Source organism: Paenibacillus sp. MT124 (assembly GCF_058792755.1).
Genome location: NZ_CM179500.1, coordinates 4,242,211 through 4,264,923, shown reverse-complemented (window position 1 = coordinate 4,264,923; position 22,713 = coordinate 4,242,211). Strand labels below are relative to the sequence as shown.

Below are 22,713 nucleotides of genomic sequence, written 5' to 3'. Positions count from 1 at the left end.
CTAGAATGATAGCGGAGGAGGAGAGTGACGCATGCATAAAAGGATAAAACAAATGCTCCGCTTAGGTATGTCAAGCATCATTGCCGTTTCTTTGCTTGCTGGACAGACAGGCATGGCGGCTGCTCAGGCAGTCAACACGATTCATTTTACAGGTTACTTTGACAAACAACTTCGTGCACAAATGGCCGTTACTGCAGATTCATTCCCTGTGGTGAACGTTCGTCTGGTCAAGCAGGATGAGCCGGATATGGTGTACTATGACGTGGGAACTTCCATACTGATTTCCAAGGATGAAGTTCTGACCAACTACCATGTAGTTCAGGAGTTTGCTGAACTAATGGATGGAGACGAAGGTACGTTAACCGTAGCGAGTCCAGGTCACTTGGAACGCCCCATTAAAGCAAAGATTATCAAGACAGACCCCGTAACTGATATGGCCTTGCTGAAGCTGGACAAGGATATGGATGCTGAGCCGGTTACGTTTGCAAGCGCGAGGGATAACCAGATTGTATATACAATTGGATTTCCGAAGAATCCTGCCGGTGATCTGGTGCTGCTGGACGAAGAGTTTCCTTCAACCTATAATACGATTGCCAAAAGCCGGGTATACAGCAGCCAAGCTTCGGATGTGCCGGGCAAAAAGGGAATTGGCAGTATTGTGAAAGCCATGGCACAAGGCAATTCCGGAGGGCCAGTACTCGATCAGAATAATCGGGTCATTGGTATGATGACATTTGTATATGGCGGAAAAACCTATTATATTACGTCGAAAACATTGCAGTCTTTCATCAAAGAAACCACATCACCTGCCAAGAAACAGATTGCTGTCGCAGGCAAGGTAACCAGTTAATTCTTCGTCGTTAACGTCAAGTGAATATACATATTCACAAAACTAAACATGCTCATCTTCGTAGTTCCTGTCATGGTGCAGGAAATGGGAAGATGGGCCTTTTTTAATTAAATATGCACGAGATCGTGCTGAAAAAGGGCATTATCGCCTCCTGTTTACATTTTCCTTGGATTATCCTTGTGATTTCCCGCCTTGATGGGTATCATTAGTGTGAGGTGACATGACAAACATGGAAAGATTACAAAAAATTATCGCACAGGCAGGTATTGCATCTCGCCGTAAGAGCGAGGAACTGATCCTGTCCGGCAAAGTGGAAGTTAACGGGGAGGTCGTAACCGAACTGGGTACAAAAGCGAACCCCGAAGAGGATATGATTACGGTTAATGGAAAACCGATTCGCAGTGAAAAGAAAGTGTACTTGATGTTGAACAAGCCCAAAGGTGTGATCACGAGTGCATCTGACCCGGAAGGACGGAAAATTGTATCCGACTATCTTAAAGGTGTCAAAGAACGTGTATATCCGGTGGGACGACTGGACTACGACACAGAGGGTCTGCTCATTTTGACCAATGATGGTGAGTTCGCTCACTTGCTGACGCACCCAAAACACCATGTACCCAAAACGTACCTGGCAACGGTCAAAGGCGTTCCGCATGGTACTGCCCTGGAGAAATTAAAGACAGGCATTATGCTGGATGACGGGATGACGGCTCCGGCAGAGGTGGAGTACAAGGATGTGGACACAGCTAACAATGAAGCTGTCATTTCCATTACCATCTACGAAGGTCGTAACCGCCAGGTAAGACGTATGTTTGAGGCGATTAACCACCCGGTAACTCGCTTGAAACGGATTTCCTTTGGAGGTATTTTGCTGCAAAACCTGAAACGGGGACTAACTCGTAATTTAACCAAAGAGGAAGTCAATAACCTGATTACACTCGCAAAATCGGAACCCGCCAAAAAAATGAAAAAAAGGTAATCTGAGGACACATAATTTTCATAAAACCGCCGCAGTTTTGTGACGAAATTCGCTATAATTGTTCATAGGATGTTCACAGTTGGGAGAGACGATGAACAATTACGAATCAGTCACTGCAAAGGGGAGCAGCACATGGGGAAATCAAGAAGAACGGTGCAAATCGTCATTTTGTTATTGATCCTGGTGTTGGGCGGATATGCGATCACCACATCGGTATCCGGCTCGAATGGCAAGCCGAAAGAAGGGGACAAGGCTCCTTCTTTTGAATTGCTGGGCCTGGATGGTCAAGTGCATACGTCTGAAGAATATGAAGGTAAGGCCATGGTGATCAATTTTTGGGGCACTTGGTGTGAGCCCTGTGTGAAAGAGATGCCAGCGCTTCAAGCTCAAGCAGACAAGTGGAAAGATCAGGGTGTTCAATTTATCGGCATTAATGCTGGAGAAGATCAGATGACCGTGGATAATTTTGTTCGTCAGGTGGGCGTCAATTTTCCGATTATGCTCGACCAGGACAAAACTTCGATTCGGGATTTCGGAATCTCGCCGATGCCTACAACCTTTTTCGTATCGAATACGGGCAAAATCTCTACCATTCATATCGGTCAACTTGATTTGGATACGCTTGACGCTCAAATTTCACAACTGGCGAAGCAGCCCTGACAGGAGGTCTAGTCGTGTTCCAGAATACCAAATGTGAATGTGGACATCAGAACCCGGTCGGTACCGTACTCTGTGAAGCATGTGGTAAACCGCTGCTCGAAGCTGAGGCTAAATCGAAAGAAGTTCTGGAAATGCGCTATGATGGCAGGGCCCGTCGTTCGCAGCGCAGCAACCCGAATATCATTGATCGTGTGTGGAACTTTTTTTCATCCGTGAAGATTGCGGTCTATCTGATTGTATTTACCCTTGTAGGGTCCATGTTGGGAACCATCTACCCTCAAGAGAGTACGTTTCTCAACATTGATCCATCTGTGTATTACAAAGAAACCTATGGACAGTTGGGCCATATCTATTACCTGCTGGGTCTGTCCCATACATACGAATCCTGGTGGTTCATCCTATTGCTTGTTATGATCGGGGCTTCACTCGTCATATGCAGTTTAGACCGGGTGCTTCCGCTCTATAAGGCACTCAACAAGCAAAAAATCCGTAAACACATGCAGTTTCTAACGAGGCAGCGTCTGGTATATCAAGGTCCCATTGAAGAGGGGGCAGAAGAATGGATTACGAAAGCGGTTACGCCGCTTAAAAAGAAGGGATATCGAGTGCATACAGAGGGAGGTGCGCTGCTGGCCGAGAAGCAACGATTCGCCCGGTGGGGACCCTATGTGATTCACATTGGTTTAATTATTTTTCTTCTGGCTGTGTTGGCCCGTGGCCTTCCCGGACTTAATCTGGACGAGCATGTTGCCTTCCCGGAAGGCGAGATTAAGAAAATCCCTAATACCTCTATGTACTTAAAAAACGAACAGTTCAATGTTGAATTTTACAGTGAAGAGGAAGTTCCCGAGCAATTTCGAAATTTGAACAAAATTGTTCCAAAACTGTTCGAAACCAAAGTTGTGCTCTATGAATGCACCGCCGATTGCTCGGATCTATCCAAGAAGCCTCAATTAAATGAGGTTGCCCGTCATGATGTAAAGGTGAATCATCCATTAAACTATCATGGGTTGAAAGCGTATCAGTTCGATTACGACCTTACACCTACCATTCGCTCTGTAACTCCTGATTTGGTCGATGCCAAAACGGGGGAGAAGTACGGTTCATTCCAGATTGACATGGTCGATACAGAGCGCTCCTTCGAGGTAGGTCCATATTCACTTACCGTAAAAGACAAGTTTATGGATTTTGGACTTGATGAAAACGGTCAGCCCAAATCCTTGTCCCCTTCACCTAATGCTCCAGCCTTTTTATTTGTAATTAAAGGCCCGGAGCTGCCTGAAGAAGGGATTCAATATCTTTATTTCGCAAAACAGGTGGATAAACAGCGTTTTAGACAGGATTCAATAAACCAGCAGCTGATAGGGGGAGAAATTCCTCTGCAGCTTGAAGTGGACAGCATGGATAAGGTTGATATTATCCAATCCGTAAGTTATCTGAATATACGTGTAGATAAGGCCATGCCATTTGTCTGGGTTGGAGCCGGAATTGTGATGTTGGGATTGGTCATGGGCTTCTACTGGCATCACCGTCGTATCTGGATCCGAATTGATGATGGTCAGCTCACACTGGGAGGACACACCAACAAAAACTGGTTTGGCTTCAGACGTGAAGTATCAGCCGTGTTAAAACAGATGAATCTTGAAGTGGATGAGAAGTCGTTGGATAACGGGGGGAACCAAGGATGAGTTTATTGGATTTCAGCAGCGACGCATTTATTGTATCTTTTTTTCTCTATTGTGCTGCATTTTTGTTATATGCTATTGCTGTTATGGGCAAGAAGTGGAGTAATCGAGATCCTCAGGCTCATGTAGCCAGATGGGGGAAAAGAGCATTTATCGCTTCGATCGTTGCACTCGCGGCGCATTTCGTTTTCTTTTTTACGCGCTGGGCTGGAGCAGGCCATATTCCTGTCAGTAACATGTATGAGTTCATGACTTTTTTATCCATGATGATCATGGTCGCATTTATTGTGGTATATGCCATCTATCGAAAATCATTGCTTGGACTGTTTGCATTACCACTTACCATTATTATTATGGCATACGCCGCCGTATTCCCACAGGAAGTACAGCCTTTAATCCCCGCATTGCAATCGATTTGGCTTAAAATCCATGTAACGCTTGCTGCTCTAGGTGAAGCCTTCTTCGCGGTTGGGTTTGCAGCAGGCTTCATGTATTTGCTCCGTACCGTTGATTTCAGTGGGAAAGACAAATCGTCCAGACGTCAGCGCGGCTGGGTGGAGTTTACCTTCGTTACGATTGTCGTTGTAATCGGGTTTATTGGAACCGTATTTGCCTTTCGTGCGACGGGGTACGAGACAGTTTTTGTCCAGAAAACGGCCAGCATTGACACAGAGGTACAGGAAGATAGTACAATAGAGAAAGTGATTTATCGCATGCCTCCAATTTTTGCACCTTATCAGAGTGAAGTGGAGAGTATGACACCGTTTCTTGGGATGAAGGAACCTCTACTTGAGACGCCATCCTGGATGAACGGAGTTAACGCCGGACGCAAATTGAATACGGTAGTCTGGTCATTGATTGTAGGTTTGATTCTCTACGGAATTATACGATTAATCGTAAGAAGACCGCTCGGACAAGCTCTGCAACCTATGCTGGACGGCATTGATGCTGATGATTTGGATGAAATCAGTTATCGTGCAATCGCCATCGGTTTTCCGATATTTACATTAGGGGCATTAATTTTTGCCATGATTTGGGCTCAGATTGCCTGGAGCCGTTTCTGGGGCTGGGATCCCAAAGAAGTGTGGGCATTGATTACATGGCTTTATTATAGTGTGTACCTGCATTTGCGTTTATCCAAAGGGTGGCAGGGCCGAAAATCTGCTTGGCTTGCCGTGCTCGGATTCCTTGTTGTCATGTTTACCCTGGTAGGTGTGAACTTGATCATTGCCGGACTGCACTCTTATGCAGGAGCCGACTAGGATAGGCAGTTTCGCTAAAGTATTGGAGAAAAATCCATGAAACCATGCATTGCCCCTGCATTAAAAGTGGGCATTCAAATATTGTTCGCCAGATCGAACATAATAGAAGTGATTGGAGTTATTGCAAAGGGGCTGGAGTGGAATGGCAGAACATGAGAACCGGATACTGGTCGTGGACGATGAGGAACGGATCCGCAGACTTTTGAAAATGTATCTTGAAAAAGAAGGATATGAAATTGATGAAGCGGAAGACGGCGAGACAGCATTGCGAAAAGCAACAGCTGGAGATTATGGCCTGATTTTGCTCGATGTTATGCTGCCTGGCATGGATGGTGTAGAAGTGTGCACTCGTCTTCGTCAGGTGAAATCGACTCCGGTATTAATGCTTACTGCAAAAGGTGAAGAAATTAACCGTGTTCAAGGATTTGAAGTAGGCGCAGATGACTATGTGGTGAAGCCTTTCAGCCCACGTGAAGTGATTTATCGGGTGAAGGCAATCCTGCGTCGTTCTTCGGCAACTGCATATCTGTCCAAAGAAAGTAACTCAAGCAACAATATCGTATTCCCTCATCTGGTTATTGAGCATGACGCTCATCGGGTAACTGCAGGTGGGGAAGAGATAAGTCTTACACCAAAAGAGTATGAGTTATTACATTACCTGGCGACCTCTCCGGACAAAGTGTTCTCCAGAGAGGAATTGCTCAAGGATGTTTGGAATTATGAGTTTTTCGGTGATCTCCGCACCGTGGATACACACGTCAAGCGTCTTCGTGAAAAGCTGAACAAGGTGTCGCCTGAATCGGCGGCTATGATTACGACAGTTTGGGGTGTGGGTTATAAACTGGAAGTACCGAAATAGTTTCAATTTCTGGAGATCACTGGTCGGGAAGTTATGGATTACGATTATATGTCTCGTGGGCTGTGTGCTCATCGCGCTGGGTCTTTTTTTGCTACCGTATATCGATACGAACTTTGCGGAATCGGAGTCCAGGGACATCAAGCGCCTGTTCACGTATGTCTGTATCATCGGGTTCAGTTTAACGACATTCTTCGCCCTCTTTTTGTTCACGAAGATCACTCAGCCGATGCAGCAGCTGATTCAGGCAGCCAACGCAATTCGCAAAGGAAATTATGGGACTAGGCTCTCTCTCGTGACTAGCGACGAGATTGGTGAACTGGCTAACACATTCAATCACATGGCGGCTCAACTGGAGGACAACATTCGGAACCTGAACCATGAAAAGGAGCATTTGGCGAGTGTGCTTCGTAGCATGACGGATGCCGTTGTTACTTTTGATGGTGAAGGTAAGGTTATTCTGACGAATCCTCCAGGGGAAAAGATCATGCAGGCTTGGTGTGACCTGGATTGGGCACAGGACGAAGAGGGGCAGGAAGTAAACAATGGGGGTGTGTCTTCACGGGAAGTTCCCGAACCACTGATTCCTTTGTTCAAACTGGTTATGGAGCATGGCGGCGATCAGAGCTCGAATGTGCATGTTCAGCAGGGAGTGTGGTCTGTTCAGATGACACCTCTATATGCAGATAGTGTTGTTCGAGGTGCGGTTGCCGTTTTGCGTGATGTGACTGAAGAGGTTCGTTTGGAGAAAATGCGTCGTGATTTCGTCGCCAACGTGTCTCATGAAATACGAACGCCGTTATCCATGATGCAAGGTTACAGTGAAGCTCTTCTGGATGGCATGGCAGCTTCACCCGAGGAAAGTGAAGAATTGATTCAGGTCATTCATGATGAATCCCTACGGATGGGCAGACTGGTTAAGGATCTGCTGGATCTGGCCCGGATGGAAGCGGGGCATACGGATATGGCGATGAAGGAAGTCGATTTGGTGGAACTTCTGGAACGGGTGTATCGGAAATTCTCCGTACGCTCCAAAGAACAGGATATCCGGCTTCATTTTGAATGTAGTCAGTCAAGCATTATGCTTCAGCAGGCTGATGAGGATCGTCTTGAGCAGGTATTTACCAATCTGCTTGATAATGCATTTCGTCATACACCTCCCGACAAAAATGTCATTATTGCGGCCACATTGGCTGGAGATCATCGAACGTCCATGGCTAAAGTGTCGATTAAGGATGAGGGTGCAGGTATCCCTACTTCCGATCTGCCATTTATCTTTGAAAGATTCTACAAAGCGGATAAGGCTCGGGTTCGTGGAGAAAGTGTGGGTACTGGACTGGGTCTGGCGATCGTGAAAAATATCGTTGATGCACATCATGGTATCATTCATGTGAACAGTACGCTTGGCGAAGGTACAGAGTTTATATTACAATTTCCGGTGAATTCCCCGAAATAGCCGGATTTCATACGAAAATTGTGGAAACACCCTCCTGAGGAGGGTGTTTTTTTGTTGAAGTGTACCGTTTAATCTTGTTCAACGTGGAACATATAAAAGTTGATAAATTAACGAAACAATTCTATTGTCCAAGATAATTTTCCCTCCAACGTGACATAAGCTTGAAAAACAAGGTAGTTAAAGGAGGATTGGATAAAGCATGTCCGATAGGCGTAAACGGGTAAATATCAAAGCTTTTTTGGAAGGTAGATCGTTCAGGGCGGGATCGCCCTTCATTCCTATAACAACAGGTGAGCAGGAGCAATTTGAAACGTTACTTCAATCGTTGGCAATCACCATCCCCGCTGCAGTTAGTCAGCCTACATCTGCTAACATACTTGCGCTGCAGTCAGGATTACGGAATGTACTTACTTTTGTGAACGAGTCAGGTTTTCGTGCTGGCGTAAAAGCCGAGCTTCAAGCTGTATTGGAATTAACCATTGCAGCTTCAGAGGTCGTACCTGTTGCGTTAGTCAACTTGTCTGGCAATCTGCAGAACCTGCTTGATGATCTGTTGAGTGTGACTTTGTTGCTTGAGGTACCCCCGCCAGAGAAAGATAAGCTTGTAGGATTGATTCGGAATACGTCTATATCACTTAGCCGTTCAACCATAGGAATTGGTTCGTCCGGGATAACCGGACCTGCTGGTCCACCGGGGGTGCCCGGAGTCCCCGGAGTGCCAGGTGTGCCTGGAGTACAGGGGCCGGCAGGGCCTCCTGGAGAGGCGGGCTTAGCGGGTCCAGCAGGTCCAGTAGGCCCAGCAGGTCCTGTAGGTCCGATTGGTCCCGCTGGACCACAAGGTGCTCAGGGTCCAGCAGGACCAACGGGAGCAGGGTTTGATAATGTAACGCCATATGATCCAACACAAGGTCCAAGTTATTCTCAAGGCCAAGTTGTCAGTTATGATGGGAATTTATATGCAGCTAATGTAAATAGCCCAACGGGTATCCCGGGAACTTCGCCAGATTTTACATTATTGTTATCGGGTGGAACAACTGGTGCTACGGGAGCAACAGGTGCAGGATTAACAGGCATCGTTCCTTTTGATCCTGCGCTTGCTCCGTCGTATGCTTCCGGGCAAATTGTAACCTATGCAGGTGGAACATATATTACGAATGTGGCATCTCCGACTGGAACGCCAAATACCTCTCCGGATTATACATTGCTTGCGAGTGCAGGAGTAACTGGCACGACTGGAGCAACAGGCGTAGGTTTGGAAGGATCGGTGCCATTTGACCCTGCTGCGGCTCCGGCATATCCTTCAGGTCAGGTGGTTACGTTTAACGGCAGTACTTATATTACGAATGTGGCATCTCCGACTGGAACGCCAAATACCTCTCCAGATTATACATTGCTTGCGGGTGCCGGACCTACTGGTTCAGCGGGTCCAACGGGAGCAACAGGAATAGGTTTAACTGGCGTTTTGCCGTTTGATCCGGCCGTTGCCCCGACATATCCAGCCGGTCAGATCGTTACTTTTAATGGTAGTACGTATATCGTCACTGTTGCATCCCCAACGGGGACACCAGGGACATCTCCAGACTACACGTTGTTGGCAGGAGCAGGAGCTACAGGAGTTACTGGTGCAACAGGCGTAAGTATAACAGGAAGTACAGGAAATCCCGGAGCTACAGGTGCAACAGGATCGACAGGAGTAGGACTAAGCGGGATTTTGCCATTTGATCCAGCCGTTGCTCCGACATATCCCGCCGGTCAAGTAGTCACGTTCAACGGAAGTACGTATATCGCTACTGCTGCATCCCCAACGGGAACACCAGGAACGTCTCCGGACTACACGTTATTGGCGGGAGCAGGGGCGACAGGAGTTACTGGAGCAACGGGTGTGAGTATAACAGGAAGCACAGGAAGTCCGGGAGCTACAGGTCCAACAGGATCGACAGGAGTAGGATTAAGCGGGATCTTGCCATTTGATCCGGCCGTTGCGCCAACATATCCAGCAGGTCAGGTGGTCACGTTTAATGGAAGTACGTATATTGCTACTGTTGCATCCCCAACAGGAACACCAGGAACGTCTCCGGACTACACGTTATTGGCGGGAGCAGGGGCGACAGGAGTTACTGGATTGACTGGGGTCACAGGTATTACCGGAGACACTGGTATAACTGGGGCAACAGGGATCACGGGTGCAACAGGAATCGGTTTGAGTGGAGTAGTACCATTTGATCCGGCTGTGGCTCCAACGTACCCGGCAGGTCAAGTGGTTACGTACAACGGAAGTACGTATATTGCCAATGTTGCCGGACCGGCTGGGACACCGGGCACATCTGCAGACTACACGTTGTTGGCGGGAGCTGGGGCAACAGGTTTCACCGGAGTAACTGGAGTTACAGGTGAAACTGGAGCAACAGGGATCACGGGGGTGACGGGAGCAACGGGTATCGGTTTGAGCGGAGTAGTATCATTCGATCCGGCGGTGGCACCAACATATCCAGCAGGTCAGGTAGTTACGTACAACGGAAGTACGTATATTGCGAATGTTGCCGGACCGGCTGGGACACCGGGCACATCTGCAGACTACACATTGTTGGCAGGAGCTGGTGCAACAGGTGTTACCGGATTAACTGGAGCAACCGGAGGTACAGGCGAAACTGGGGTAACCGGCGCAACAGGAGCCACAGGAATCACGGGAGCAACGGGTATTGGTTTGAGCGGAGTGGTACCATTCGATCCAGCCGTGGCTCCAACGTATCCGGCGGGTCAAGTGGTTACGTTTAACGGAAGTACGTATATTGCCAATGTTGCCGGACCGACTGGGACACCGGGCACATCTGTAGACTACACGTTGTTGGCAGGAGCTGGTGCAACAGGTGTGACCGGAGTAACTGGAGTTACAGGTGAAACTGGAGCAACAGGGATCACGGGGATAACGGGTGCAACGGGTATCGGTTTGAGCGGAGTAGTATCATTCGATCCGGCGGTGGCACCAACATATCCAGCAGGTCAGGTAGTTACGTTTAACGGCAGCACGTATATTACGAATGTTGCAGCCCCAACGGGAACACCGGGGACATCCCCAGACTATACGTTATTGGCGGGAGCAGGGGCGACAGGAGTTACTGGAGTTACTGGATTGACTGGGGTCACAGGTATTACCGGAGACACTGGTATAACTGGGGCAACAGGGATCACGGGTGCAACAGGAATCGGTTTGAGTGGAGTAGTACCATTTGATCCGGCTGTGGCTCCAACGTACCCATCTGGTCAAGTGGTTACGTTCAACGGTAGTACGTATATTGCGAATGTTGCCGCTCCGACTGGGACACCGGGCACATCTGCAGACTACACGTTGTTGGCGGGAGCTGGGGCAACAGGTGTCACAGGTATAGCGGGTGTTACCGGTGAAACCGGGGCAACAGGTATCACGGGTGCGACAGGAATAGGTTTGAGCGGAGTGGTACCATTCGATCCAGCCGTGGCTCCAACGTATCCGGCAGGTCAAGTGGTTACGTTTAACGGAAGTACGTATATTGCGAATGTTGCCGGACCGACTGGGACACCGGGCACATCTCCAGACTACACGTTGTTGGCAGGAGCTGGTGCAACAGGTGTTACCGGATTAACTGGAGTAACCGGAGGTACAGGCGAAACTGGCATAACTGGCGCAACAGGAGCCACAGGAATCACGGGGATAACCGGAACGACCGGAGTTACAGGGGCTACAGGACTTACAGGCATCACAGGTTTTACAGGTGAAACTGGAGCGACAGGAATTACAGGTATCACGGGAGCAACGGGTATCGGATTGAGTGGAGTGGTACCATTCAATCCGGCCGTGGCTCCAACGTATCCTGCAGGTCAAGTGGTTACGTTTAACGGCAGCACGTATATTACGAATGTTGCAGCCCCAACGGGAACACCGGGCACATCTACAGACTACACGTTGTTGGCAGGAGCTGGTGCAACAGGTGTTACCGGATTAACTGGAGTAACCGGAGGTACAGGCGAAACTGGAGCCACAGGAGCCACAGGAGCCACAGGAATCACGGGAATAACCGGTGCAACTGGCGTTACAGGGGCTACCGGACTTACAGGCATTACAGGTTTTACAGGCGAAACTGGTGCGACAGGAATTACAGGTATCACGGGTGCGACAGGGGTTGGTTTGAGCGGAGTGGTACCATTCGATCCGGCTGTGGCTCCAACGTATCCGGCAGGTCAAGTGGTTACATTTAACGGCAGTACGTATATCGCCAATGTTGCCGCACCGACCGGGACACCAGGAACCTCCCCAGATTACACATTACTGGCTGGCGCAGGAGCAACAGGTGTTACAGGATTCACCGGAGTAACCGGTGGTACAGGTGAAACTGGAGTAACTGGCGCAACAGGAGCCACAGGGATAATCGGAGCGAGCGGAGTTACAGGGACTACAGGCATCACAGGTTTTACAGGTGCAACTGGTGCGACAGGAATTACAGGTATCACGGGTGCGACAGGGGTTGGTTTGAGCGGAGTGGTACCATTCGATCCGGCTGTGGCTCCAACGTATCCGGCAGGTCAAGTGGTTACATTTAACGGCAGTACGTATATCGCCAATGTTGCCGCACCGACCGGGACACCAGGAACCTCCCCAGATTACACATTACTGGCTGGCGCAGGAGCAACAGGTGTTACAGGATTCACCGGAGTAACCGGTGGTACAGGTGAAACTGGAGTAACTGGCGCAACAGGAGCCACAGGGATAATCGGAGCGAGCGGAGTTACAGGGACTACAGGCATCACAGGTTTTACAGGTGCAACTGGTGCGACAGGAATTACAGGTATCACGGGTGCGACAGGGGTTGGTTTGAGCGGAGTGGTACCATTCGATCCGGCTGTGGCTCCAACGTATCCGGCAGGTCAAGTGGTTACATTTAACGGCAGTACGTATATCGCCAATGTTGCCGCACCGACCGGGACACCAGGAACCTCCCCAGATTACACATTACTGGCTGGCGCAGGAGCAACAGGTGTTACAGGATTCACCGGAGTAACCGGTGGTACAGGTGAAACTGGAGTAACTGGCGCAACAGGAGCCACAGGGATAATCGGAGCGAGCGGAGTTACAGGGACTACAGGCATCACAGGTTTTACAGGTGCAACTGGTGCGACAGGTGTAACAGGAGCTACTGGGGTAGGGGTAACCGGAATTACCGGAGCAACGGGAGTAACAGGAGTAACAGGAGAAACCGGTATAACGGGAGCTACTGGAGTAGGCATAACGGGAAGTACCGGGGTAACAGGAGCAACTGGTGTAGGTGTAACCGGCAGTACCGGGGCAACAGGAGCTACTGGGGTAGGCGTAACAGGAAGTACTGGAGCGACAGGAACAACTGGAGTAACAGGAGAGACGGGTATAGCGGGAGCTACTGGAATAGGCATAACGGGAAGTACCGGAGCAACAGGTACCACAGGTACCACAGGTACAACGGGACTTACAGGTGCAACTGGAGTGACGGGTGCGACTGGCATAACAGGAGCTACAGGTGTCGGAACCACAGGAGTAACTGGCGCTACAGGTGTAACAGGAACTTCAGTTACAGCAGCATCTTCATACGCAGAGAATACAAGTGGTACAATTCTTGTTCTTTTGGGCGGAACGGTTGTACCTCTGCCTAATAATCAAAACATTGGTACCGGAATTACCGTAAATGGAACCAGTGATACATTTACTCTTGCTACGGCAGGACGTTATTATATTAGTTACAAAATCAATCTTACAGCAGCGCTCGCTGTCCAATCTCGAATACTGCTAAATGGTGCTGTAGTTCCACCAAGTGTAATCTCGCCAGTACTTTCTCTTAGCCAATTAGCAACAGACTTTATTGTAACTGTCACGGCTGGATCAACCATTCAACTGCAATTGTTCGGTTTGGTTGCAACAGCAGTATTGTCACCTCCAGGCGCCACACTCAACATTATTCGATTAAGCTAAGTACAAAAAAAGAGACGAATCCTTGTGGGTTCGTCTCTTTTGACTATCTATGCACGATGTGGCATCTATTCAAGAACAATTTCAACAGCTGTATTAAGCTCAGGCAGACCTGTAAGCTGGACAAGGACATCTTTTGGAACTGCTTTATCCACGGTCAGAATCATGATTGCAGCACCACCGATAATTTTCCGTCCCACTTGCATGGAGGCGATGTTGACATCATTTTGACCAAGCAGTGTACCCACCCGTCCGATGATACCTGGCTTATCGTTATGGGAGATCAAAATTTGGTGACTTTCTGGAGCGATATCAACCGGGAATTTGTCCAGGCGTACGATCCGTTCTCCGTAACCTGCAAGGAGCGTTCCGGCTACACGGCGTTCCTCTGCATCTTGTGTTGTTACCAACGTAACAGTGATGAGGTTGGTAAACCCTTTAGTTGTGGATGTTTGGCTTACAACTACATTCAGATCACGGGTTTTGGCTAGATGCATGGAGTTAACTATATTTGCTTCTCCGCCCAGATGTCTGGCGAGAATTCCCTTGACAATGTAACGAGTGAGTGGCGACGTATCCACTTCTGAAAGATCCCCAGCATAGTCAATTCGAATCTCTTGCACGGCATTTTGTGTAATTTGGGCTGCAAAGCTACCCAGGGTTTCACCCAGCTTAAAATACGGCTGGAGCTTATTCATCACGGTTGGTGCAACCGCTGGCATGTTCACAGCGTTTTTGAACGGTTCATTCCGCAAAATATGAAGTACCTGCTCCGATACATCAATCGCTACATTTTCTTGTGCTTCCACAGTGGAAGCTCCAAGGTGTGGCGTAACGATGATACTTGGATGGTTCAGGAAAGGATGATCCTGTGCTGGTGGCTCGCTTTCAAACACGTCAAAGGCAGCACCTGCAACAATACCCTCATCGATTGCTTCCACAAGGGCCATCTCATCAATGACTCCGCCACGAGCACAGTTGATAATGCGCATACCTTTTTTCATGATTTCAAATTGTGCACGGGAGATCATGTGTCGAGTTTCAGGTGTCAATGGAGTGTGTACGGTCATAAAGTCAGCATTGCGAATGATGTCATCCACGCTGGCCAGTTTAACTTGAAGCTTCTCTGCACGTTCTTGAGTCAGGAACGGGTCGTATGCCAGAATATCCATACCAAAGGCTTTGGCGCGTTTGGCTACCTCACTGCCGATTCGTCCCATTCCGAGTACACCCAGAGTTTTATTTCTGAGTTCCACACCCAGGAAGGTCTTGCGATCCCATGTACCTTGAATGGTTTTGGCGTAGGCCTGTGGGATGTGACGTGCCAATGCCATCATCATGGCAAATGTATGCTCACATGTCGTGATGGTATTACCATCTGGCGCATTAATAACGATGATACCGCGTTGAGTGGCAGCCTCCAGGTCAATGTTATCCACCCCAACCCCTGCACGGCCAATGACCTTGAGATTTGTTCCAGCAGCCATAATACGATCTGTAACACGAGTTTGGCTTCGAACGAGAAGGGCGTCATAATTACCAATAATGGCTACAAGCTCATCTTCACTAAGACCGGTATTTTTCTCAACTACAACATCATTTGCATCCACCAGTTGCTGAATACCCAGATCACTGATTGGGTCCGATACTAACACTTTGTACATGGTTTCTTCCTCCTTAGTATGTGTATCTATATCGTCAAGGACTTACCTCTGCAATGAGGTGTTCCTTAAAACCGGGTTCATCCTTCCGCCCAACAACGCGGTGTCGCAGCAGAGGAGAGGGGTGTAATAATAGAGTGGACCCACGTATATTCCTAAAAATAAATCAAAAAACTCTCAATCCACATACTGCTTGCGCAATAAGGGACGAGAGTTGTCGTGGTACCACCCTAATTCACTGCCGCTTCGCAACGACAGTCTTCACGGTCAATAAAGACCGAAGAGGATAACGGGTCTAAACCGATTGCACCTACTCCAATTTCAATGCAATAACTCAGGAACGCTCAAGATCCATTGCCTGCCACCGATTTGCACCATCCATCGGCTCTCTGTAAGAACAAAGCAACATCTTTTTTCCATCATCGTGTTTAACGTGACTAATTTTTTCATAATGTATCATGGCTAACATGACCATGTCAATAGGCATAAATGTTTTAATGCAGATAACTTGGATCACGTTCATTTATCAGCGGTTTACTATGAAAGATGCCTGAATCATATAACTGAAAGTCGAAGAAAAATCAAGATTCAAAAAATCAAATCAGACGTTACGATGAGAGTGAATTTCGGGTAACAAAGGATAGGAAACCAGGACTTGAGGCAGGTCTTGAACCAATTTGGATTTTTGGCTATCATTTAGTATACTATCCGATTGGGCAGCCAAGTAGGTTATCCATCAAATATCTAGTAAGAGGACAGACGCAGGCAATGAAAAAATCAAAGTTTTCCAAGTTCAAGATTCAGAGGGCTGAACCACAGCAGCTTACCGAGCGCTTGCTTCTGATCAATCTATACATTACACAAGGTTTAACTCTGATCATTGGAGTTGTATGGATTTTATTGCAGAAGCGAAATCTGTTCGACGTGCTTGCTTGGCCGGAAAGTGTTCATTTTATTTGGTGGGGGCTTGGTCTTGCAGGCATTATGCTCGTCATGGATTTGGTCCTGTCTTATGTCATTCCTCAGGAGAGCATGGATGACGGAGGAATCAATGATATGCTGTTCAGGTCACGCCCCATCTGGCATATCGTATGTATAGCAGCTATTGTCGCTGTTTGTGAAGAATTATTGTTTCGCGGAGCCATACAGCATGCCATTGGCCCTTACTGGACTAGCATATTGTTTGCAGTAATTCATATTCGATATCTTCGCCACTGGATTCCTACAGGTTGGGTATTTGTTTCTAGCTATGGATTGGGTTGGATTTATTTGCAATCCGGCACATTGTGGGCGCCAATATTATGTCACTTTATTATTGATTTGGTGTCCGGATTAGCGATACGTTTTCGGAGGGGATCATGAACCAGCAATTAAGCAGAATGAAGACATATGGCAGTCAGCGCCACCGCCACTCGGACAAAACAGAGAAGACCGAGCGGACTACGGCTCCTCAAGTGAACCTGGTTGCTGAACCGGCAGCTGCACTGGAGGGGGCGGGGGCATCATTGTCCACCGTATCCGTACCAAGATCACAACGCAAGTCGTATGCATCAGCACTGGAAAGCCCAGTGCTCCCCAGCCGGGCTCCGGCACGTTCCAAATCTCAGCAAAAAGCGACCGATGAAACGGTCACGGAAGCAGGTTCACTTCCTACCCGGACTGAGCTTCATCCTTCTCGCCGATTGCGGTTAAGTAAACGGTTTGTCAACTCACTCATCATTATTTTTGTTTTACTCACGATCAGCTTGGTCTGGTGGGGCATAAAAGGGGCTCCGCCACTAAACACATTTCTTCCTTGGCCTTGGTAATCATGGTCTGGTTCGCATCTGTGTTGATGGTGGTTTTCATATTGATCGTTCATATGTGGCGTGAAGCGCACCTTCACCGGGTCGTGGAGGATGAGGTTGAAATAAACGCCTTACCCCATTCGTTCGATGGAAGCGTCATTTTGTATGTATCTGACCTTCATAAGAGGAGATTGAGGCAGGAGGACATTAGGCCATTATTGGGCCAGGTGGACTGGGTTCTGATAGGTGGAGATGTGGCAGAGAAGGGAATTTCATGGTCCATCGTCAGACACAATATGCAACTACTGACCAATATTGCACCTGCTTATGCGGTTTATGGAAACCATGACAAACATGCCGGAACGGCTCAGTTGACACGGATTTTTGAGGAAACTGGGGTTCGGCTTCTGCAGGATCAGGTTGTGTCTCTTCAAAAAAGGGATTCCCGCATAAAGCTGGCTGGAGCGGATTATCGGTCTCGTGAACTTAGCAATCACCTAAGGGAAAAGGACAGAAATGATTGCCTAATTGTATTAATTCATGATCCGCTTCAGGCGAAGAGTGTTCATGATGATGCTGATCTTATCTTATGTGGGCACACACACGGGGGACAACTCGTGATCCCGTTTCTTGGACCGATTTTCCTTAACCAAGCATACCGAAATGTGTCGAACGGATGGTACACCTTGAAACGGATGAACGGTGATCCTGATGGCAAAATGCTCGTCAGCAGAGGTTATGGAACGAATCATTTGCCACTCAGATTATGCTGTCCAGCTGAGATGCACAAGATTACTTTAAAATCGATAAAAACAAAATAAAACAGCCTTGATCTACATGGATCAGGGCTGTTTATCTATATCCTCACCTGGCCTCGAGCTCTATCGAACGAGGGTCAACAAAAGAATATCCCTTGTTCTCCAGCTTCGTTAACAAATCATCTAATGCCTCTACAGTCCAGGGAAGCTCATGCATTAATATATTGCTTCCGGGATTTAACTGATCAAGCACATTCTGAACGACTTTATCGGGTTTGTTCTGAGTGCTCTTGTCCCAGTCCAGCGAACCATTGGACCATGTCATGTATAACATGCCATTTTGTTTGACGGTTTCCTTCAAAGCGTCATTACCAGAACCAAAGGGAGGGCGGAAGAATTCAGGCTCCACACCAATGGTTTCTTTGACGATGTGTTGAACATCCGTTACCTGCTTGGAAGCTTCTGAAGCGGACATTTTTTTGAGATCCTCATGGTCCCAAGCGTGATTACCAATAATCTGCTCACGCTCGTAAATAAGCTTTAGCAATTCCGGATGGCTTTTAACGCGATATCCATTAACGAAAAATATGGCTTTAGCATTATGCTTGTCAAGTGTATCAATTAATCCATTAATCATTTCTGCTTCCTTAGGGCCGTCATCGAATGTCAGAAGAACGACCTTCTTCTCACCGTTTTCGTCATTGGGTTTGATGTAATAATTTTCATTCATATGATATGTCTTCTCAATGTGTTGTTCTTTTTTATCCTCGGTCGTCTCTTGTTCTTGTGTTTGCTCTAAGCTGTCTTGAGACGAAGGTAGGTCATCTTCCACTGCGTTTGAAGTTTTGCTTTCTTCACTTGGTACAGAGGAGACTGTTTCATTTTCAGGAGCGGTGTTTTCGGCAGTAGGTGTTTCTTGCTCCCCACATGCTGACAACAGGAGACATGCGGAAATAAGGATTGCGGCAGTCGTTTTAAACATAATTTCAACTCACTTTCCTGTATTTATGCGGAATGAGATTTCGTGCTTCCGCAAACACTAGTTGTGATCTTAACATAAGAGGAGGTTGGTGTAATGAAGGCGTCATCCTTTTTTTGGGGGATTGTAGTTGGTGTTGCTGCCAGTTCATATCTGTCCAAGGGCAAAATTCCCATGTTGTCTTCACTCTCGTCCGGCAACATGATGGGTCAAGCCAAGCACAAGATGATGGAAATGACTTTTCCAGGCATGGATGGATTCAGTCCTAAGAATAATGAGCATGGTGAATCCCACAAAAGTGCATTGAAAAAAACAGCAAGAGCCATTACCCCGCAGGAAAAAGAAGAAAACATGAACATGCTCAAAGATTTTATTCGCACCAATCCGGATGTTAAACATGAAGTTGAGCAAATTTTGAGTCAAACAAACACAACAGTACCCGGTTTATAAACCAAAACTACTGGAATAGAATCAACCACAGTCTTGTTGGATGTGGATTGATTCTTTTTTTGTCGATTTTACTTCGTGCATTTGCAGGTATAAAATGATAACATAACTACATAGATTTATTTTCAGCACATATTGTTTTGTGCTTCATAATCTGTTATAAGACTTGCTTATAAAGGGGAGATCCTGTATGAAAATAGAACGATTAAGTCACGATAAGATACGGATTTTCCTGACCTTTGACGATCTGAGCGAGCGCGGAATACAAAAAGAAGATATGTGGCAGGAAATACCTAAAGTTCATGAACTGTTCACTGAAATGATGGATCAGGCATATTCCGAACTTGGGTTCGATGCTACAGGTCCTCTTGCTGTCGAAGTATTCGCACTTCCCGCTCAAGGAATGGTGGTCATTGTTACGCGTGGGAAATATGATCCGCAACAATATGGTTCCGGCCATGAGGATGATCTGCCTGAAGAAGTATACGAGATGGAAGTTACACTGGAGCAGAGCGATTCCATTGTATATGCCTTTAAGGATTTTGAAATCTTGATCGAGGCTGCACATATGCTGCGTGAACATGTAACCAATGCGGGAAGACTCTATTCCTATAAAGATAAGTGGTTCCTGCATCTGGAACCGGACGAAGTCGATAGCACCAAACATGCTGCTCTAATAGCACTGCTTGCTGAATTTGGTGAGGGTTCTTCGGTTACGCCAGCGGTTATGGAAGAATACGGTAAAGTGATTATGCCTGAACAGGCCATTGAAGTGATCTGCACCCATTTCAAACGTCAGGATTAAATTCAATTGCAAACGCGTCTTAGTCAGAGGAGGGAATTTCGGTGCTTTTGTTTTCGGTTTTAGCGGCAGCAGTAGCTCCGGGTCTCGCCTTGTTAACATATTTTTATCTGAAAGACCGTTATGATTCCGAGCCGCTTCATATGGTACTGAGAGTATTCGTTATGGGTATTTTGATGGTGTTGCCTGTGATGATTATTCAGCGAGGTATGATGCTGTGGCTCGGAGATAACCCTTATGTTGAGTCTATTCTCATTTCCGGCGGGGTTGAGGAATTCGTTAAATGGTTTGTGTTATACCACATCATTTATAATCACACGGAATTTGATGAGCCATATGACGGTATTCTTTACGCTGTTGCTGTTTCACTTGGTTTTGCAACAGTGGAGAATGTATTGTATGCCTTTGCGGGGAATGCCTCCGTCTCAGCCATGTTTCTCCGTGCATTACTTCCTGTGTCAGGACACGCCATGTTTGCGGTAATTATGGGATATTACATGGGGCGGGCCAGGTTTACGGACGGCAAGAAAAAACGTTGGTTCCTGATGCTATCGCTGCTGCTTCCATTTTTCTGGCATGCACTGTACGATGTCATCATGAACACAATGGTAAACTATTGGCTGTGGTTCATAGCACCGCTAATGGCGGGATTGTGGTATGGAGCCATAGGCAAAATTACGCGGGCTAATAACCGCTCTCCTTTTCGATTTGTGAAACGGGAGGAAGAGGTTAAATTATAGAAATACGGACACACTGGTGGACATGGAGCGCGTACTGCGCCTGATGCCCCGGTGTGTTTTTTGTTTTTGACCTAAAGAATCCCGGGGAATGAACAACAGAAACGGGGACAGCGTAATGAGAATAAAAATAAAAATCAGATGCAAACAGTGCGGAGAGCGGTTTACGCTGCGCGGTAAAAAAGAAAGAGGGCGAATTGAGACCGGATTCAAGCAGTGTCTGTGTGATAATCGGGATCAATTTGAGATTGAGGAAGATGGCGGTACGTCTTGGATTCAAATGAATTAAATAGCTCGTAAAGAGTCAAACATTGTGCCGGCTGGAAAACCGATGCATAAGAGGACTTTCTTCGATCCACAATATAGATAGTGGTTCAGATGAAAGGAGACTCTACCGATGTATAAACGTTTAAGTTCAGTCATGTTTCCGATATTTGCAGTATTGCTGATCGGTGCCCTTGTGTGGGGATACCAGGAGAACCAGGAGAAAAATGCGATCTTGATCAAAGCGGAGAATCAGTATCAGCGTGCATTTCATGATTTGTCTTTCCATATGGACAAGCTGCACTCTGAAATCGGTAATACACTGGCGGTGAACTCCACTTCCCAGGGCATGCACCGTAAAGGTCTGATGAATGTGTGGCGGCTTACCAGCGAGGCGCAAAATGAGATTAACCAACTGCCGCTGACGATGCTGCCTTTTAACGAGACGGAGGAATTTCTTTCTCGTATCTCAAACTTTGCTTATCAGGCTTCCATGCGTGATTTAACCAATGAACCACTAAGTGAGAAGGAAGTGGGCAACCTGAAAAGGCTGTACCAGAATTCCTCCGAGATCACTAAAAACCTGCAGGAAGTCCAGCAAAAAGTTCTTTCTGACCGCTTGCGCTGGATGGATGCCGAAACGGCTATGGCGACAGAAGAAGAAACGATGGATAACACGATTGTCGATGGATTTCGCACAGTGAACAAAAAAGTACAGGAGTATCCTGAACTTGATTGGGGTCCTTCAGTATCCAGCATTTATGCAAAACGTTCAGTCAAGAAGTTGGATGGTGTTCCAGTATCGAAAGAGCAAATTCAGAGCAAAGCAGCGAAATTCTCCAATGCAGACACCAATAAGATCCATGTACAGGAGAATGGTAAAGGTACGGACTGGGAGTCCTATACCGCTACGATCAATCAAGGCAAAGAAAGCAAGTTGATGATGGATTTTACCCGCAATGGGGGAATGCTGATTTCCTACAGCGATACTAGACCGATTGGCGCGAAAAAGGTCTCACGTTCAGATGCCATGGCCAAAGCGGATCAATTTCTCGTCAATAAGGGCTACAAAGATATGAAAGCAGTAAACTACGATGAGTATGGTAACCTAGCAAACTTAACGTACGTGCGTAAACAAGGGGATACCCTGCTTTATCCGGAGAAAATGTCTGTACGCGTCGGTCTGGATACAGGAGACGTTACTGGTTTCCAGGCAAGTGATTATGTCTATGAGCATCAGAAACAACGGCAAATACCAAAAGCGGCTCTTACCGAAGCACAGGCTCGCAAAAAGCTCAATCCTGAATTTGAGGAGAGCTATGCACGTAAGTCATTAATTGAGAATGATTACAGCAAGGAAGTATTATGTTATGAATTCGGTGGACGCATCAACGGGACGAAATACCGAATTTATATCAACGCTAATACAGGAGTCGAAGAAGCAGTTGAAGAAATTAAACCTGTGAATGCGACTTCCTAGAATTTAAAGGGAAAACGAAACTCAATAATTTTACCAAACAGACCACCTCGTGGTCTGTTTTTTGTTATCCGCTATGAGA

18 protein-coding genes and 1 other annotated feature are annotated in these 22,713 nt (G+C 47.1%); of the genes, 16 read left to right on the top strand and 2 right to left on the bottom strand.

From position 1 onward, the window contains the following. Positions 1 to 31: 31 nt before the first annotated feature. The 8 genes from AC3RCI_RS19210 (at position 32) to AC3RCI_RS19175 (ending at position 13,722) form a co-directional block, all read left to right on the top strand. A complete protein-coding gene (locus AC3RCI_RS19210; RefSeq protein WP_492472590.1) occupies positions 32 to 850 on the top strand; it encodes a S1 family peptidase in 819 nt (272 codons plus the stop codon). Positions 851 to 1,079: 229 nt separating this feature from the next. Then, positions 1,080 to 1,829, top strand: coding sequence for a pseudouridine synthase (locus AC3RCI_RS19205; RefSeq protein ID WP_095290531.1), 750 nt, complete (start codon positions 1,080 to 1,082; stop codon positions 1,827 to 1,829). A 132-nt stretch (positions 1,830 to 1,961) separates the two neighbouring features. Beyond that, positions 1,962 to 2,489 (top strand): redoxin domain-containing protein, encoded by a 528-nt coding sequence (locus AC3RCI_RS19200; protein WP_336780719.1) that lies wholly within the window; start codon positions 1,962 to 1,964, stop codon positions 2,487 to 2,489. Positions 2,490 to 2,503: 14 nt separating this feature from the next. Further along, a complete protein-coding gene (resB, locus tag AC3RCI_RS19195) occupies positions 2,504 to 4,177 on the top strand; it encodes a cytochrome c biogenesis protein ResB (RefSeq protein ID WP_336780720.1) in 1,674 nt (557 codons plus the stop codon). Further along, positions 4,174 to 5,436: a cytochrome c biogenesis protein CcsA gene (gene ccsA / locus AC3RCI_RS19190; protein ID WP_127537969.1), complete on the top strand. Its 1,263-nt coding sequence runs from the start codon at positions 4,174 to 4,176 to the stop codon at positions 5,434 to 5,436. Before resB ends, ccsA begins: the two co-directional genes overlap by 4 nt. Before the next feature lie 142 nt (positions 5,437 to 5,578). Then, the gene (locus AC3RCI_RS19185) at positions 5,579 to 6,295 is read left to right on the top strand and encodes a response regulator transcription factor (protein ID WP_017687664.1); all 717 of its coding nucleotides are present in this window, start codon (positions 5,579 to 5,581) and stop codon (positions 6,293 to 6,295) included. Then, positions 6,264 to 7,748: an ATP-binding protein gene (locus tag AC3RCI_RS19180; RefSeq protein ID WP_492526015.1), complete on the top strand. Its 1,485-nt coding sequence runs from the start codon at positions 6,264 to 6,266 to the stop codon at positions 7,746 to 7,748. The genes AC3RCI_RS19185 and AC3RCI_RS19180 overlap by 32 nt, the downstream gene beginning before the upstream one ends. Before the next feature lie 199 nt (positions 7,749 to 7,947). Next, positions 7,948 to 13,722: a BclA C-terminal domain-containing protein gene (locus tag AC3RCI_RS19175; RefSeq protein WP_492526013.1), complete on the top strand. Its 5,775-nt coding sequence runs from the start codon at positions 7,948 to 7,950 to the stop codon at positions 13,720 to 13,722. Positions 13,723 to 13,787: 65 nt separating this feature from the next. On the opposite strand, the gene serA is transcribed toward AC3RCI_RS19175, so the two are convergent. Then, positions 13,788 to 15,383 (bottom strand): phosphoglycerate dehydrogenase, encoded by a 1,596-nt coding sequence (gene serA / locus AC3RCI_RS19170; protein ID WP_492526011.1) that lies wholly within the window; start codon positions 15,381 to 15,383, stop codon positions 13,788 to 13,790. Positions 15,384 to 15,580: 197 nt separating this feature from the next. Then, positions 15,581 to 15,812 (bottom strand) — a binding site (T-box leader). A gap of 336 nt (positions 15,813 to 16,148) precedes the next feature. Between serA and AC3RCI_RS19165 the strand changes: the two genes are divergently transcribed. The 3 genes from AC3RCI_RS19165 to AC3RCI_RS19155 are packed head-to-tail and all read left to right on the top strand — an operon-like array spanning position 16,149 to position 17,988. Next, a complete protein-coding gene (locus AC3RCI_RS19165) occupies positions 16,149 to 16,742 on the top strand; it encodes a CPBP family intramembrane glutamic endopeptidase (RefSeq protein ID WP_492526009.1) in 594 nt (197 codons plus the stop codon). Further along, complete coding sequence (locus tag AC3RCI_RS19160; RefSeq protein WP_336780724.1) at positions 16,739 to 17,188, top strand: hypothetical protein; 450 nt, start codon at positions 16,739 to 16,741, stop codon at positions 17,186 to 17,188. The genes AC3RCI_RS19165 and AC3RCI_RS19160 overlap by 4 nt, the downstream gene beginning before the upstream one ends. Positions 17,189 to 17,229: 41 nt before the next feature. Further along, entirely contained in the window at positions 17,230 to 17,988 is a 759-nt protein-coding gene (locus AC3RCI_RS19155; RefSeq protein ID WP_336780725.1) for a metallophosphoesterase, read from the top strand. A 43-nt stretch (positions 17,989 to 18,031) separates the two neighbouring features. Here AC3RCI_RS19155 and AC3RCI_RS19150 read toward each other — a convergent pair whose 3' ends face one another. Next, a complete protein-coding gene (locus tag AC3RCI_RS19150; protein ID WP_336780726.1) occupies positions 18,032 to 18,907 on the bottom strand; it encodes a polysaccharide deacetylase family protein in 876 nt (291 codons plus the stop codon). A 93-nt stretch (positions 18,908 to 19,000) separates the two neighbouring features. Between AC3RCI_RS19150 and AC3RCI_RS19145 the strand changes: the two genes are divergently transcribed. From AC3RCI_RS19145 to ypeB, 5 genes are all read left to right on the top strand, one after another. After that, a complete protein-coding gene (locus AC3RCI_RS19145) occupies positions 19,001 to 19,354 on the top strand; it encodes a hypothetical protein (protein ID WP_095361945.1) in 354 nt (117 codons plus the stop codon). A gap of 187 nt (positions 19,355 to 19,541) precedes the next feature. After that, a complete protein-coding gene (locus AC3RCI_RS19140; RefSeq protein ID WP_153979202.1) occupies positions 19,542 to 20,156 on the top strand; it encodes a genetic competence negative regulator in 615 nt (204 codons plus the stop codon). Between the two features lie 41 nt (positions 20,157 to 20,197). After that, positions 20,198 to 20,893: a glutamic-type intramembrane protease PrsW gene (gene prsW, locus AC3RCI_RS19135; protein ID WP_154895593.1), complete on the top strand. Its 696-nt coding sequence runs from the start codon at positions 20,198 to 20,200 to the stop codon at positions 20,891 to 20,893. Positions 20,894 to 21,008: 115 nt separating this feature from the next. Beyond that, on the top strand, positions 21,009 to 21,179 hold the full coding sequence (locus AC3RCI_RS19130) for a hypothetical protein (RefSeq protein WP_164764345.1): 171 nt from the start codon (positions 21,009 to 21,011) through the stop codon (positions 21,177 to 21,179). A gap of 108 nt (positions 21,180 to 21,287) precedes the next feature. Continuing rightward, positions 21,288 to 22,634, top strand: coding sequence for a germination protein YpeB (ypeB, locus tag AC3RCI_RS19125; protein ID WP_154895595.1), 1,347 nt, complete (start codon positions 21,288 to 21,290; stop codon positions 22,632 to 22,634). Positions 22,635 to 22,713 lie beyond the last annotated feature (79 nt).